10 protein-coding genes and 1 tRNA gene are annotated in these 14,955 nt (G+C 53.7%); 2 read left to right on the top strand and 9 right to left on the bottom strand.

Annotated elements, in window-relative coordinates:
• Positions 1 to 15: 15 nt before the first annotated feature.
• The 8 genes from Q31b_RS02335 to Q31b_RS02300 all read right to left on the bottom strand — a co-directional run bounded on the left by Q31b_RS02335 (position 16) and on the right by Q31b_RS02300 (position 11,924).
• On the bottom strand, positions 16 to 807 hold the full coding sequence (locus tag Q31b_RS02335; RefSeq protein WP_146598042.1) for a peroxiredoxin-like family protein: 792 nt from the start codon (positions 805 to 807) through the stop codon (positions 16 to 18).
• Positions 808 to 1,033: 226 nt separating this feature from the next.
• Positions 1,034 to 1,615, bottom strand: a complete 582-nt coding sequence (locus Q31b_RS02330; RefSeq protein WP_146598041.1) for a TetR/AcrR family transcriptional regulator — start codon at positions 1,613 to 1,615, stop codon at positions 1,034 to 1,036.
• 194 nt (positions 1,616 to 1,809) lie between these two features.
• On the bottom strand, positions 1,810 to 4,080 hold the full coding sequence (locus Q31b_RS02325) for an AAA family ATPase (protein ID WP_146598040.1): 2,271 nt from the start codon (positions 4,078 to 4,080) through the stop codon (positions 1,810 to 1,812).
• Positions 4,081 to 4,574: 494 nt separating this feature from the next.
• Positions 4,575 to 5,522, bottom strand: a complete 948-nt coding sequence (locus Q31b_RS02320; protein WP_146598039.1) for a ThuA domain-containing protein — start codon at positions 5,520 to 5,522, stop codon at positions 4,575 to 4,577.
• A gap of 69 nt (positions 5,523 to 5,591) precedes the next feature.
• Positions 5,592 to 6,536, bottom strand: a complete 945-nt coding sequence (locus Q31b_RS02315; RefSeq protein WP_146598038.1) for an amidohydrolase family protein — start codon at positions 6,534 to 6,536, stop codon at positions 5,592 to 5,594.
• Between the two features lie 179 nt (positions 6,537 to 6,715).
• The gene (locus tag Q31b_RS02310) at positions 6,716 to 7,543 is read right to left on the bottom strand and encodes a hypothetical protein (protein ID WP_146598037.1); all 828 of its coding nucleotides are present in this window, start codon (positions 7,541 to 7,543) and stop codon (positions 6,716 to 6,718) included.
• Positions 7,544 to 7,622: 79 nt separating this feature from the next.
• Positions 7,623 to 9,023, bottom strand: coding sequence for a DUF1552 domain-containing protein (locus Q31b_RS02305; RefSeq protein ID WP_146598036.1), 1,401 nt, complete (start codon positions 9,021 to 9,023; stop codon positions 7,623 to 7,625).
• Between the two features lie 84 nt (positions 9,024 to 9,107).
• The gene (locus tag Q31b_RS02300; RefSeq protein WP_231617242.1) at positions 9,108 to 11,924 is read right to left on the bottom strand and encodes a DUF1592 domain-containing protein; all 2,817 of its coding nucleotides are present in this window, start codon (positions 11,922 to 11,924) and stop codon (positions 9,108 to 9,110) included.
• Positions 11,925 to 12,237: 313 nt separating this feature from the next.
• Between Q31b_RS02300 and Q31b_RS02295 the strand changes: the two genes are divergently transcribed.
• Complete coding sequence (locus tag Q31b_RS02295; RefSeq protein WP_197170773.1) at positions 12,238 to 12,645, top strand: acyl-CoA thioesterase; 408 nt, start codon at positions 12,238 to 12,240, stop codon at positions 12,643 to 12,645.
• Between the two features lie 1,314 nt (positions 12,646 to 13,959).
• Here Q31b_RS02295 and Q31b_RS02290 read toward each other — a convergent pair.
• A tRNA-Ala gene (locus Q31b_RS02290) sits at positions 13,960 to 14,032 on the bottom strand.
• A 207-nt stretch (positions 14,033 to 14,239) separates the two neighbouring features.
• Between Q31b_RS02290 and Q31b_RS02285 the strand changes: the two genes are divergently transcribed.
• On the top strand, positions 14,240 to 14,926 hold the full coding sequence (locus Q31b_RS02285; protein ID WP_146598035.1) for a 3-keto-disaccharide hydrolase: 687 nt from the start codon (positions 14,240 to 14,242) through the stop codon (positions 14,924 to 14,926).
• Positions 14,927 to 14,955: the final 29 nt, after the last annotated feature.

Raw genomic sequence — 14,955 nt, 5'->3', positions numbered from 1 at the left:
GCCATGCAGAAGTAACTACGGCTGAGCCGCCGCCTTGACTGCCTTGACGACATCGGACGGCTCGGCTCGTTTCTTGTAATCCGCATCGAGGAACGCGTACGTGATCTTGCCAACCTTGTCGATCACGTAGGTTGCCGCAAGCGGTAGTTCCATCACATCGTTACCGTTGTATTCAGGCAGTTTGAGCTTGTCGCGATAGGACGGGATGATCGCTTCGGGAAGATCGAATACCAGCCCGTACTTTCGTGCCACCGCATTGCCTTTGTCGTGCAAAGCCACGATATCCAAATCGTTTGCCTCGGCCGTTTCTTTCGCCTTCTCGGGCAGTTCCGGTGTTAGTACTACCAATCTCGCTCCAGCATCTTCGATGCGGTCCATGCTCTGCTGCATGGCGCGCAGCTGAATGTTGCAATACGGGCACCAACCTCCTCGGTACCACATCAGTACGATCGGGCCTTCCTGCCAAAGATCACTAAGCTTGACACTCTTACCGTCCCAACCGGAGAGCTGGGCATCGATCGCCGCATCACCGACCTGCTTGGCCGACTTCTCAATCTCGGTCGCGCGGACCGTCTCGATACCTTGGGCGTATGCCTGACGCACTTCTTCCGGAGCCCGAGCTGCACTCGCGGCCGCTTTCGCTTCAAGTAGTTCAGAAAGCAACGGTGTTTCTCCTGGTTGAACCTGGTCGGTGACTGCGTTTTGTGAATTTGCGTTTTGTGAATTTGGGCTTTGAGCATTCACGCCGTTGACGCTCAATCCGATCGCGAAAACGGTCACGGCTAAAAGAATGGTATTGGTGTTCATCTCTCTAATTTCGTTTTGGAGTGTGAAGTTGGATGTGACTTCGCGGCCGCGTCGAGCGACAGCTCTGCCGATAAGCCGGGCATATGCCATGCCAATCCGTTCGCGATTGCCAACCATCGGTTAATGGCCGTTGCTCGATCGCATCCGTCTAAAAAAATTCAATGGCAGCAATATTTTTCTTGCCGCCCTTCGCAGCATGCTGAATCATTTTCCTTTCTCGATTGTTCTATGAAACCATCTCAACGGCCTGGCGGGCGACTTGTTGCAATGCCGCTTTTCCAAACGCCCCCCGACCTAACACACGAATTCCAACCACTAATGCAACAAGCGCCCTTGCGGTAGGGCGAGCGTCCACCGAGTCAGGAATTGTCCCGAGTTCCTTGCCTCGCTTGATCCGTCCCTCAAAAAAACAGACGACCTCTTGGATCCCTTCCGACACGAGTTGCTTGACGTCATCGTCGTGTGACGAATATTCGAGCGCGGTGTTGAACAATAAACATCCCTTCTTGTCGGGATCGTCCAGCGTGGCCTTTACGAGAGAGTCGAAGAACATCGTGATCGCTTCACGAGGATCATCGACCGTCTCCAGTATTCTCAACTTACTCGTCCGCCGCTCACCACCGTACTTCAGCAACGCGCGCACAAAAATATCATGCTTTCCGTCAAATGCGTTGTAGAGACTACCCCGCTTGATTCCTGTCGCCTCGGTTATGTCGGAGATCGATGTCGCGGCATAACCCTTCTCCCAGAAGACCTCCATCGCCTGCTCGATTACGTCCGACTCTTTAAATGACTTTTCCCACGGCATCGGTTTCCTCTCGCCTGAAATTCCTGCTTGATTGTACCAACCCTACCTGGTTTGTACCGATCGGTCAAGACACGGACGAGGAAAAGATCAGGATTCGTCGGAGCCATTGGCGTGGCGAGTACCGCTCGGGACACGGGGCGCATCACCCTGTTGGATCGGGTGACTCATCATCCAAATTCTGAACGATCGATCGGTTAAGCATTCTGGATCGAAAGACACGTTCGGATCGTTTCGCCAATCTTTCGACTGGCTTCCGACCCACCGTTCACTCCATAGATCGCCAGCAACGAGCGAGCACGAGTCATCGCCACGTACAGGCTGTTCTCCAATGTTTTGCCTTCGGGAGCCACATAATTGTCCACGCACGGGATCACAATGGCTTCGGATTCGTAACCTTTAAAGGAATGCGGAGTGGTGGCAATGAGCGTGTTGGGCTGTCTCTCGAACGAACGGTTTTTCTGAAACGAAAGCTCAACACCGATCTCCGCAAGTGCCGGTGCAAGGCTGGATTGCAAAATATTCTGAACCCGACCATTGTAAAGGATGCAAATATCGGTTGGTGAAATGCCATCTTTCTGGATCAAGTGCTTCAAGTGGCCGGCAATCGAAGCCATTTCTTGGCTTCGGTTATCGAAGCTATGGTAGATCGGTTTCGGTCCATCGATCTGGTTGTACCGTACTCGCAACCACTCTTCACCATTTCGATCCGTTTTCTCTAGCAGTCCGAGTTGAAGCAATTCTTGCTGCTCTTGTCGCGTGCTTGATTCGGAAAGTCGGCTCAACACGTTGACCGCAAGCTCGGTGATCGGCGTGGTTGAGCGAAAACTCTCACGCATAATCGTCGAACGACCACGCATGTCGAGACCGAACTCTGACCATTTCGGAGTCTTGGTGTCGTAAACGTTTTGTGCGTTGTCGTAGAAGATATGTGCCGAACGACTGTTGGCGTCATTCTCGTCTGACTTCTCGACGATCGACAGTAGCAGCCGCAATGTTGCCGGCCCCATGTCTTGAGCGGTCGTCAACACGCCATCGTACTGGTAGCTTGACACGACCTTGCATACATCGGGGTGCATACGTCGCTGCTGCGACAATAAATGGACCGCAATGGGAAGATTTTCTGTGCCATCGAGATGACTCAACCCACTGCTCGCCAACCAGGTTTGTTGGCGAGTCGGCAGAATCCGTGAGATTCGACTGATCGGAGCCAATTGTTTTGAATCCCCGACCAACACGACTCGCCTAGCAGCCAACAACGACAACGCAGCAACCGCTGTCCTGGAGATCAACCCTGCTTCGTCAATAAAGATGGTGGTGAAAGGTGCATCGCCATCCGCGACCATCTTGCGGATGGACGGGTCCTTCAAATAGCTCATCGCCTTGAAAGCGGTGGCGACAACCACTCGTCGCTGTGCATCCACAAAGATGCGATTGCTTTGGTCGTTACCGGACGTTCGCAGTTCACCAATCCGTTTTCGTGTGAGAGCTTTGTCTTCCGACGATTCAAACAGTTGAAGTTGCTGTGCAAGCCCGTCGATCTGTGACAAGACTTCCGACTCGGTCCCTCGGAGCATCGGATCGAGATTTTTCCCGACGAACGATTGATACGAAGCCCCCTTCCCGATTCTCAGCAGCAAGTCGTTATCGAGTCGATCAGGGCAGAATTCCTTTGCCGCTTCGCCGATCGAGATTGCCACGGCGTCGGTCGCCCGGTTGGTCGTCGACACCACCAAAATTCGCTCGTTCTCAGCTTGCATCACCTTGGCGATCTGCTGCCCCGTCGTCCAAGTTTTTCCAGTGCCGGGCGGTCCCCAAAGAACGCTCCACGAATGCTGCCACCAATCACGCAAATGTGGCAAGCCAACCCCACACGACGGAGCGACTCTCGGATGCACATTGCCCTCGCTAGCGTTCAATCTGGCGGGGAGATACTCGCGAACCTCTTCAAACTCATCTCCATTGTATATGGCGTCCAAGACCGACATGAACTCAAACGGACGAACAAAGAAAGGCCCTGTCGCCGGCGTCATCTCAGGATCATCAAGGCTGATAAACAAACAACCATTCCGCTCGTCCACTTCGACAATCTCGCCCGACCAGACAATGCCTTCCTCATAGGCAGCCTCTTCAGAGAAGTGATCCGAGTAGCGTTCCTCGCCGTCAAGCGACGTCGGACGAAACGCTTTCGCACCTTCCCAAGTCCAATCAAACTCGACCGACGAGCCGACATGAACGACAAAAATGGTCCCACGATCCTGCTCAGCAAAGATGCTGACTCGGTGGCAATTTAGACGTTTCCACCGTGACCCGTCACGATACTCCTGACGAACCGCAGCAGCCGCATCCTTCTGTTTCTGGGCATCGCCTTCGGGCAAATCAAGCCGGAACTCGAAGCGAGCAGGCTGAAACTCGGCGACAGGTATCGAGTCATCTTCATAGGCGAAATCGCCGATCTCGTCGTGCATGATCCGTGTCACCGGTTAACGCCAAATTGCGAAAGAATGCGTCGTTCTTGGTTGTACGGCAATCTGCGGTACAAGGCAAGTTGGATCCCATCACCCCATCACCCCATCACCCCACGACAGAACGACAGACACTTCGCCGCATACTCGGCTCATCGCTGGGCGAACCTCAAAGGCCAAATTGCAATCCCCAGTGGAAATTCTCTTCCGTCGTGCCCAGCGCGAGCATGAGCCGGCTAGCCCGGATTATTCATTAGCCGTTTTGGCGATAGCGGGCTGTCGATTTAATCGGTTTGACTCGACTTATTGTTTAACGCCAAGCCATAGGCGACCGCTTTTGGAAAAGCTGACGCCTTCGGCTAAGCGTTAAACGATTAAATCGACAGGCCGCTAACGCCAAAACGGCTAATACGCAAACTGTTTTTCGAGCAATGAACGTAAACGCTTGAAGGCGTAGACGTTAGCAAAACAATTTGCAAGCCCATGAATCATCCGGGCTAGGGTGAGATCGTATCCAACGAAGCGTCAGGAGGAACATTTTGCAGTGAGATCGTTTCACGGGTCGGGAAGTTCGCGGGAACCGTTTCCGTGACAGGACTCCGCGCCAACCATTGCAAGGCTCTTATCAAGATCGTTTGAAATGCGACGTCCTGCACACCTTTCGGGTTGTCTTGATTCTTCCAGTAGTGCCCATACGTCGACGAATAGACTCGACCTTTTCCATATTGAACGACCCATTCGGTAGGGAAATCCATGTCGTTTACCGGCTCTCTTGCGTAGGAAAGGACGGTAAGGTTCTGTAGTGGACCACGGGCGTACGCATACACCTCGACGTCCGCAGACTTCCAACTTTGCGGCAAGTTCACATGTATCGGGTGGTCACCGAATCGATGGAAAACCGCATCGATTCGTGGTCCATGCCCCGTCTTCTTTCCAACGCCGGCGGGAATCTCCACCAATCGCCCATCCTTGACCTCAAGTGCCTTTCCGAAATCCGCGGCCCGCCATCCCATCCCAATCATCTTGTTGTACTCGTCCCAATCGGCAAAGGCATTGTTTGCACTGTGGTAAACGTACATGCCGCCGCCGTCTTTGAGGTAGGATTCCAAATTCGACTTCACCGTATCAGGCCATACAATATTGGTTTTCCCAATATTGTTACAGGTCTGGATAATAACATCGTAGTCCGTGAACTTCGGATTCCAGGAAGCCCATTGAGCCGACTTGAACTCAGGCATCGTTGATACAGTGACCTTGAAAGTCGCATCACTAGCGAGGATCTGCTGGATTTTCTGAGTGGTCTTTTCAACGGAGTGGTTGCTGAAGCCATCCACAATTAAGACACGAATATCAGCCCTGGTATTATCAGCCATCATGTCTGCTGGAGAGAGACCGGCCCCAACCATGGCAACAAACGCCATGGCAAGTTTTTGCAATGAAGTCATGACGAAATCAAATTTCAAGAAAAAGGAATACAGGGAGAAATGAGTTTCCCATCAAATGATGAGGCATGATTACCTCTCGATCCACCGATAGGCTGTGAGCGAGTTTTTCCAGAAGTATTTTTCAACGACTTCGGGCCCCTTGCCCGAAAAGTATTCGTGCACCACTTTGTACTGGGCGTCGTAAGAAGCACTGGAATCAGACACGGGCCAATTGCTTCCATAAATCAATCGATCTTCTCCAAAGTGATCCCAAAGGTGATCGAGCACCGGCACGTAGTACTCGGTTTCGCGAGGTGCTTTACCAGCTTTCCCAGGAGCTTGCTCGAGTAGCCCCGATACCTTCATCAACACGTTGGGACGCTTCGCGATCTGGGCAACGTTGGCTTTCCATTGCGGATGCAGTGACTTGGGATCGCCGCTATGCGCAACATGATTGATAACCATTCGCAAGTTTGGAACCGCTTGAGCGATCTGGTCAATCATCGGCAACGTCGTGCATGGCCCGTTCAAATCAAGTTCGAGATCGTGATCCGCCAATCCCTTGGCACCAGCAATCAATGGATCCAAGCCGCCATCGCCGTTGAATGGTACCAAATTACTGCGCCACCGCAGTCCACGGAACAGCGGATTCTTTGAAAAGCGAAGCAGATGGTACTTGAAATTAGCGTCGCGGGGATTGAGGTTACCAACGAATCCTACGATCGAAGGATTCGTTTCGGCCATGTCAAGAATCCATTGATTGTCCTCCACCCATTCACTCGCTTCCACGACCACCGTTTCCCGAATGCCCAAGGGGCTCGTCACCGTTAGGAAGTCCTCCGGCAGCACCGTCCGATAAAGTGACGTTTTTGGGCCTGGCCAGGGAACGCCCTGAGGACGCGTGGGGTCGTAGAAATGGGTATGAGTATCGATGACACGAGTCGGTTGCATCCGATCGTCCGATCCAAACACAATCGTTTGAGGAGACGCCAACGCCGTGGCAGCGGCAGCTTGAATGAAATGGCGTCGTTTCATCGGGATACCTAACTCTAAAAAGTATGATCAAGGAAATTTGCGAACGATTGGTTCAGTCAATCCGCTCCGATGCTGTCAGACATTGTAACGAAGAGATTTGAAAGCTGCCACACTCCCTTAAAGCTCAACACAAGCAAGTCGTCGAGAGTTGACGGCTAGCACCGCGGGACGTCTGTTTGTCATCGCGGGATGGGACGAAAGGGTTTACGTGATTGAAGAGTCGCAGCTTTGTTTGCCTCCCAATCGGGATTCGCCTCGGCATTCCAAATGCGAACCCGTTTGATCTCGTGCCAAGTTGTGCCCAGCGTCAATGAGACAAGGTTCTTGGGAAGAGTGATTTCCTCTGTCTTTGAGTAGGCTACCTGGTCGCCCATACGAAACAACGTCTCATCACCGACAATCTCAAGGATCGCCGTGTACCAAGTATTGGGTTCCGAGGTGAGCGGTTGATGGTCCATCAAAATCCCTTGTTCGCCGCGCGGAGGAACGTGCTCGAGCACGATACTGTTCTTTTTCGTGTAGCGACCATCTGGGTTCACCCATGCTGATACGATGTGCCCATTGATTTGAGGACGTTGATCCGCAGCGATCCGCAAAAACTGGCTATGCCAGGGTTCTGTATTTCCTCCGTAACGAAACGTGACTTCTACGATCAGGTTGTCGGCGGTGACTCCTGGATACGCAACGACGGGCGGGTGTCCCATTCCCTCGGTCCAAGTGGAACGCCAGACATTCGCATCCGATTCCGAACGTTCCCATATTCCCAATGCGGACTTGAGACTCACGCCGTTGCCCAAACTCCGCAGCGTCTTGCCGCCGCGATCCATGGATCCATCATCGTCCACAATCAATTTGCCTCGTTTCGCCAGCATGGTCGGCAGTGGCAAATCATCCGAAAACGCATGATCAGCCCAGCCAAACGCAATGAAAACAACGAGGCAAAACGAGAAAGCCCTGAGGCACGGATTGAGCGGTCGTTGCGAGATTGCTTTACCTTTAAAAATCATCTTGATGCCTTTCAATATTTTGATGGTGATCCGTCGACGTGATTGTGTCAGCGATTCATTTCGGTGAACAGAAGGATGATCAGGCTAACATCTCGGGTAGCACTTGGTTGCAACCGGCGAATTCATTCGTTTCGACGCCTAACTGCTGCAGCATCGTCAGAAGCAGCCGCCCCATCGGATCCTCTTCCGTCCGAACCCTTCGGATATTATCGTTGGCCATGCCCGAAATGGAATCAAGATCGGTGGAACCATATTGCAAATATTGCCCATGACGAATCCCCGTCCGCCCACCACCGGCGAGGATAAGTGGGTAATTCCGGGACAGGTGAAAGGCGCTGGAGGCCGAACCGAACAGACACAGGGTATTGTCCAGCATACTGCCATCGCCTCCAGGCTCAGGCGTCGACTTCAAGCGGGTCAGGAAGCGACCATGTTCCTCACTGATGAATCGGCAGTACGTGCCGAAATTCTTCCATCCACCCGGCGTTTTGACTTGGTGCGACAGCTTGTGCGTTAGCGGAAGCCCGACGGCCTTCGCCAGATAATCGCTGATCCCGGCACCAAGCTCCTTGCCGATCATATACGTTGCGACTCGTGTCGAATCGGTGTGGAAGGCGAGGTAGATCAATTCGTACATCGTCTGGACATACTCTCGCGGATCATTGGGCGTGATGTCGAGATTCAGGTGATCGACATCGACGGTGGGAAGCGGCATATCGATCCATCGCGCCGCTTTCTCGACTTTCAATTCGGTACTGCGCACGGAATCGAGAAACTGGTCGAACGTCCGCTGGTCATACTTAGAGAGATCCTTTCGCAACGACTGGGCATCGCCCATCAGTTCGTCCAGCGCGCTGGTGTTGAGCGACAAACGCCGTGCCGCGTTGCCGTCATCTTTCACGAACAGCGTGTCGAAAATTCGCTTCGGTTTGTTCTCCGCTGGGATGGCACGTCCATTCGCAGCGAACGACATCGTGTGAGCACCTCGAGGTGTCCCCGCACCTCCATCGGTCGACATCACGAGCGACGCGACGCGAGTCTGTTCGCCGACATGAGCCGCGTACATCTGGTCCATCGAGATTGAGTTCTTGTAATCGCCGCTGCCGCCAGTGTCCGCGCCGGTGAGAAACTGGTCCGCATTGGAATGGCCGTGGACATTGCGTACCGCCGGGTGCGACAGACCAGAAAACACCGTCATCTGCTCGCGTAGCGGCTCCAGAGGATCAAGGCATTTGCTGAGCTTGAAATTTTTTCCTGAACCTTGTGGAAACCAAGACCAATCCTCGTAGGCCGGGTCGTCCTTGCGAGGCATTGGCACACCGTTGGGCAAGTAGAAACAGGCCAGCCGTTTGCGACGAGAGATATTCTCGGCGGCAGCAGCGGTCCCGGAAAATGTCTCGAAGGCCGGCAGCGCAAGTGCAAAACCGCCTACCCCACGAAGGAAATTCCGACGGTCAAGCGCTGAAAGTTTGGTTTTCATGGTTGGTTTAGATCCTACATCCAGGTTGGTTAAAAAGCCGAGGGAACGGCAAGTCGACTCCTCCGCGACAGGCGTCCAAAATCGCTATCGCGACTGAAAAAGATCGCTAGCCACAATCAAGGCAACGAGCGACGCAAGTCCGTCTTCTTTTTTCCGAAGTTCAGCAGTCAAACCGTCAACGCTCGCGCGGTCACTGAACGTCAGCGGCCGCCCTAGAGCGAAGGTGGTCATTTTGTGGACAATCGCACGAGCGAATTGGTCTTGCCGGTTGGCAAGCAGATAGCGTTTCAGCCCCTCGATCCCGTCAAGAGTATGCTGGTTGAATAAGTCACTCGACGCGTCGATAGCCTCGCCTTTGATCTGATCACGCCATCTGCCAACCGCATCGAAATTCTCCAATGCGATCCCCCACGGGTCGATCTTGACGTGACACGACATGCAAGCCGCTTGGTTTCGGTGATCCTCCATCCGCTCTTTGATGGTGAGTTTCAAGATCTCGGGATCCGCCAAATCAATCTCGGGGACCGACGGCGGTGGTGGTGGCGGCGGATCATTCAATACGCTCTCAAGCAACCAAATGCTGCGTTTGAGCGGATGGGAATCTTTGCCATCGGAATTCATTGCCAATAACCCAGCCATGGTCAACAACCCGCCGCGATCCTCCGCCAAATTCAACGATACCTTTTGGAAGTGTATTCCAGACACGTCGCTGATCCCGTAATGCCGGGCCAGACGCTCATTGACCATCGCGTAATCGGCGTGGAGAAAATCCAACACGCTGCGATCATTCTGCAACATCTCTTCGAAAAACGCGATTGGCTCTTGTTGCATCGCATCCTTTAAGGTCCCGTCGAATTGCGGATAGGTTGACCGATCGACCGTCAGATAATCAAGCAACTCCATGTTTAACCATTGCCGCACAAAGTGCTCCGAAAAACGCTCATGCCGCGGATCGGCAAGCATACGATGCGTCTGACGGACCAATTCGTCCTTGTCACCGAGTCGCCCCTGCGCCGCCAAGTCCAATAGTTCGTCATCGGGCGTACTGCACCAGAGGAACATGGAAAGACGAGTCGCCAACTCGAACGGGTCGAGCGTGCGGTCGCTGTCCGCCGTCGACCGATCGGATTGAACCAGATACAGAAATCGCGGGGATGACAACACCGTGGCCAACACTTCAATCACGGCTTGTTGAAAGTCCTCGCAAAGAGGGCGTACGCGAGCAAAATACTCCATCTTGCGGTCGACCTCCGCCGCGCTGACGCTGTGCCGCCAAGCCCGCTTCATAAACTGCGACACGATCTCGCGTGCGTACACGTCTTCGTCGTCGCTGTTCTCGCTGCCGATAAAAATTCGCTTGTGCGAAGCGGGCGGCCATTGTTCGTACACAGGCGCCGACACCTCAATGTAATCGAACTGAATGCCAGCCGTTGGTGACAACGATGTATTGTGCAGCCGAATGTATTCGGACGGATTCGTAAGCTTTGGAGCACCCAATGCCACCGTCTTTCGCACCGGATTACGAGGGTAAATCTCACTCAGGGGGATATCCCATTGATAGAACTGCGGCTCTCCAGGTGACGCATCGATCTCAAGATCATGCTGACTGATTCTCACCGACCCCTTCGAGTTATTGCTGCCCTGCCAGCCGAACTCCAAAGCGACACTGGGGATCGAATTGTCGTCATCGGAGACTCGTGACGCACGGAGCCGCACGCGAAGTATCCCCTCATCCGGGATCCGATTGCCGAGATCGACCACAAACCGCTGACCTGACGGAAGCACCACAATGTACTCCGATGGCTCAGGCAAGGCGGGAGGTACACTGGTGGGCGTCCACGCATGGACCGCCCGGCGGAAAGCCCAGCTCGCCGCTGACGTCTCACCCGTTTCCATGTTCAAGTAGTGCGCACTTTGACCACCACGCCCGCCGCGGCCACCTCTCGCTGCCGCTGGCCGCGCCGTTGGACGCACCTCAGCGACCTCTTTCTTCTCTTCATCTTCCTCCTCCTTCTCTTCATCCTCCTCTTCAAATTGCTCCTCAGCAATCACCTCGCCAATCGTTTCGGCAACCCGTCCGATTTCAGCATCGAGCTCCTGACGCGTTTTAATTCTCCGGGTTGCTGCCCGCTTCGCGGTGATTCCCCAGTACAGCATCTCGGGACGGTCACCACGCACCGTCGCTCGATTCAACGCGCTGCGGTTCAAATTCATGTAGTCAGCGTATTGCTTGGGCGTCATCTGCAGCATTTCAGAACTGTTCTTGAAACCATCCTCGGAAACGGGGTCTGGCGGCAAGTCCTTCGCAAAATCCAATTCAAGCCCAAGCAAATCCTGTAGCGCGTAATTGTATTCGTAACGCGTCATCCGACGAAACGACGAATGCCCCTGCTCGTCACGTCGCGCCTGCGAAGCGATCTGGATCTCGGTGGAAAGCCAATCGATGATCCTGCTGCGGTCTTCGTCCGCTAGCTCAGGACCATCCTCGGGAGGCATTTCGCCGTTGTTGACAGCCGCGGAAACCTCCAGCCACCAACTCACGTCTTCCCCGCGAAAGAGATCGGGGTCCAACGCGTCCACTCGCAAATCACCCTCGGCGGTCTCCGGTCCGTGACAATCGTAGCAGGACTCTCGTAAGATCGGCTCGATCTCTGCCCGAAACGCTTGCACGTTCGCCTCCGGCGACTCATAGGCCTTCGCTTCCAGAACGGGCTTGCGGTAAATCGAACGCTGCCTTCCCGATGCTTTAACTTGCTCTAGCGATAGCCCGTGCGCCGCAGCGATTTCTTGGGCCATTGCCTCACTCGGCATTGGCATGCCAGACAAAACGCTGCCGAAAAACACCAGTCCGATCGACCGATGGAAGCTCATCGAATGAAGGTATTTTTGGATAAGATTCATGATTGCTTGTGTCTCATCGCGGGGAGGGGCGTCCAATCTTGACGCTTTGAGAACGGTGTCCCTGTTCCTATAATTTGTCACGAGATTCCAAAGTGTGACACTTTTTACCCTTTCACAGGTGACCTACCGATCCCCCCGGGATCCTTCGATTTGCGACGCAAACCGTCGAGTTTATGCCATGGAGGACGCGTCATTGCCTTGGGTTGTCTAGCCAGTATTTCACTCCTGATTGCGAAAGTTTTCCGTATATGAGATGTTTTAACACAACCACGTTCCTCAATCCCCACAATCTGAATTCGACTTAGGTATACCCGTGTCCGACAAAGCTACCTACGACCGACACATGGCAATCAAGGTCGTGATGATGCCGAGAGACACAAATCCTCACGGGACCATTTTCGGTGGCGTGCTTCTCAGTTACATCGATCAAGCAGGGGCGGTGGGGGCGTACCATGAGATCAGGACGGCAGGTTACGGACCAAAATCAATCGTCACCGTTGGCATGAAAAGCGTCGAGTTCCATCGTCCTGTTTTTGTGGGAAACGTGGTGAGCTTTTGGACAACGCTGGTTCAAATGGGAAGAACTTCGATTACGATCCATGTTGAAGTGGAAGCAGAACGAGATGGACAGATCGAGAAACTCACTGAAGCGGAGGTGACTTACGTTGCGATTGAATCAACTGGTAAAACTCGCCGACCCGTGCCAATCAAGGACAAGTAGCTACACTCCAATGGCAACCATCCTGGTCTGTGTGTAGGCTGGCATAGACTCCACGGTACAACATTGCTCCCTCTCAGTCGATTTCGCGGTATCGCGCATGTTCACGCCAACGCCATTCGGTTTGGAACACGACAAAATCATTGAACGTCGCGGTATCGCGCACGTTTACGCCAACGGCGTTAAATTCCAAAGCCCAGGGTCGCCGCCCCGGCGCACCCTGGGTTGCCGGCACCAACGAAAACGAAAAACCCCAACGGGGTTTGACAACCGCCAGCACCACACGCGTTGTCGAACCCCGTTGGGGTTCATGGTTACCAGAGGCATCGGCGACCCAGGGTGCGCTTGCGCGACCCTGGGCTACGGAATGTAACCGCGTTGCGGTATTTGCGCACCTTTACGCCAACGCCATTCGGTTTGAAACACGACAAAACCATTGAACGTCGCGGTATCGCACACCTTTACGCCAACGCCATTCGGTTTGGAACACGACAAAATCATTGAACGTCGCGGTATCGCACACGTTTACGCCAACGGCGTTAAATTCCAAAGCCCAGGGTCGCCGCCCCGGCGCACCCTGGGTTGCCGGCACCAACGAAAACGAAAAACCCCAACGGGGTTTGACAACCGCCAGCACCACACGCGTTGTCGAACCCCGTTGGGGTTCATGGTTACCGGAGGCATCGTCGACCCAGGGTGCGCTTGCGCGACCCTGGGCTACGGAATGTAACCGCGTTGCGGTATTTGCGCACGTTCACGCCAACGGCGTTAGATTCCAAAGCCTATCGGACCGAGCAACGCAACTCAGCCCAGCGGATGACGAAGTGGTGGGGAGAAGTACCGAACGGAAAGACCGGGTGTCATCACGAGAGTCCAACGCATTGATCCGAGCTTCCCGAAACACCCGTTCAATAATCTTCGGAAGGTGCTGCCAAATCTCCTTCGCCAAAAGTACGGTGTTGAATTTGCCGACCTGTCCAACGCCAGAAAGGTGTCACGCACGTCGATCACCAATCGCTATTCAGATCCACGATATGCGGCTTTGAAAGCTGCGATTCTGGAGTTGCGCCCACAGGCTCGATGAGCTTGCCGACGATGAGTAGCCCAGTCATTTTTCGGCGGTCAGATCACGATCATACTGACTCTAGAGAAGCAAGTTTTCGGGACCCAATCCGACCCAAAATCCACCCCATTTCCTGACCCACGCACTTGTCCCCATGAAAGCGGCTAGGGCCAGGAAACGCCGTAAACCATTGGTCTTGAACGACTTCAGCGCACGAAAAAAGCCGCTCGTGAAATCACAAGCGGCTTTTTGAGTGGAGGATAACGGACTTGAACCGATGACCTACGCGCTGCCAGCGCGTCGCTCTCCCAACTGAGCTAATCCCCCAAAACCGTCCTTATGGACGAACGAGAATTTAGTTCTTTGACCGGTGACTCGTCAAGTCCAAAGACGACTGGTCTGCTCACATTTTTCCTTTCCTTTTGCCCATTCCACCCGTTTTCGCTCTACTCCTGACCGATTAAAGGGCTGCAAAATACGTCGGGACTGGTTAAACTTGTCGTTTCCCCACCTCCCTTTCTTCAAGGAACTGTGATGTTTGTGAAGCTGTCGATCGCCTCGGTTTTGACAATGACACTTTTTGTCTCCAACCTCGCTGCCGAGTCGCCCACCATTGAACTGTTTAACGGCCTCGATTTATCAGGCTGGCATACCGACGTCCCGGCAAAGGACAAAGATCCCAGCGTGCCAGATTCATTTATCGTCCGCGATGGCCTCTTGGTTAGCCTCGGCACGCCCCGTGGCCATTTGATTACCGACAAGGTCTACAAGGACTACCGGTTGGAGGTTGAGTATCGCTTTTCAGCCAAACCAGGTAACTGTGGCGTCCTCGTCCATGCCTCTAAGCCGCGAAGACTTTACAGCATGTTCCCGCAATCGGTTGAAGTGCAAATGCAACACCTACAGGCAGGTGATTTTTGGTGTATCGGTGAAGACATCACCGTGCCCAATATGGTCGAGCGGCGCGGTCCCAAAGAAAATTGGGGCGTTGATGGGAAAAAGACTCGCCGAATTCTCAACTTGACCGATGATTCTGAAAAACCGGCTGGCGAGTGGAATAAGATGGTGATCGAGTGTGAGGGAAATAGCATCAAGGTTTGGGTCAACGGCGACCTGGTTAACCATGGAACCGGCGCAACCGCCAGCGAAGGCCAAATCGCGATTCAAGCCGAAGGCTCGGAAGTCGAGTTCCGCAAGATTGAGCTGACCCCGCTGCCGTAGGGGACGACGCTGAAAGGTCAATCCGTGTT

Source organism: Novipirellula aureliae (assembly GCF_007860185.1).
Taxonomy (GTDB): Bacteria; Planctomycetota; Planctomycetia; order Pirellulales; family Pirellulaceae; genus Novipirellula_A; species Novipirellula_A aureliae.
Note: the sequence above shows the minus strand (reverse complement) of the source record. Positions and strands in the feature narration are given on the sequence as shown.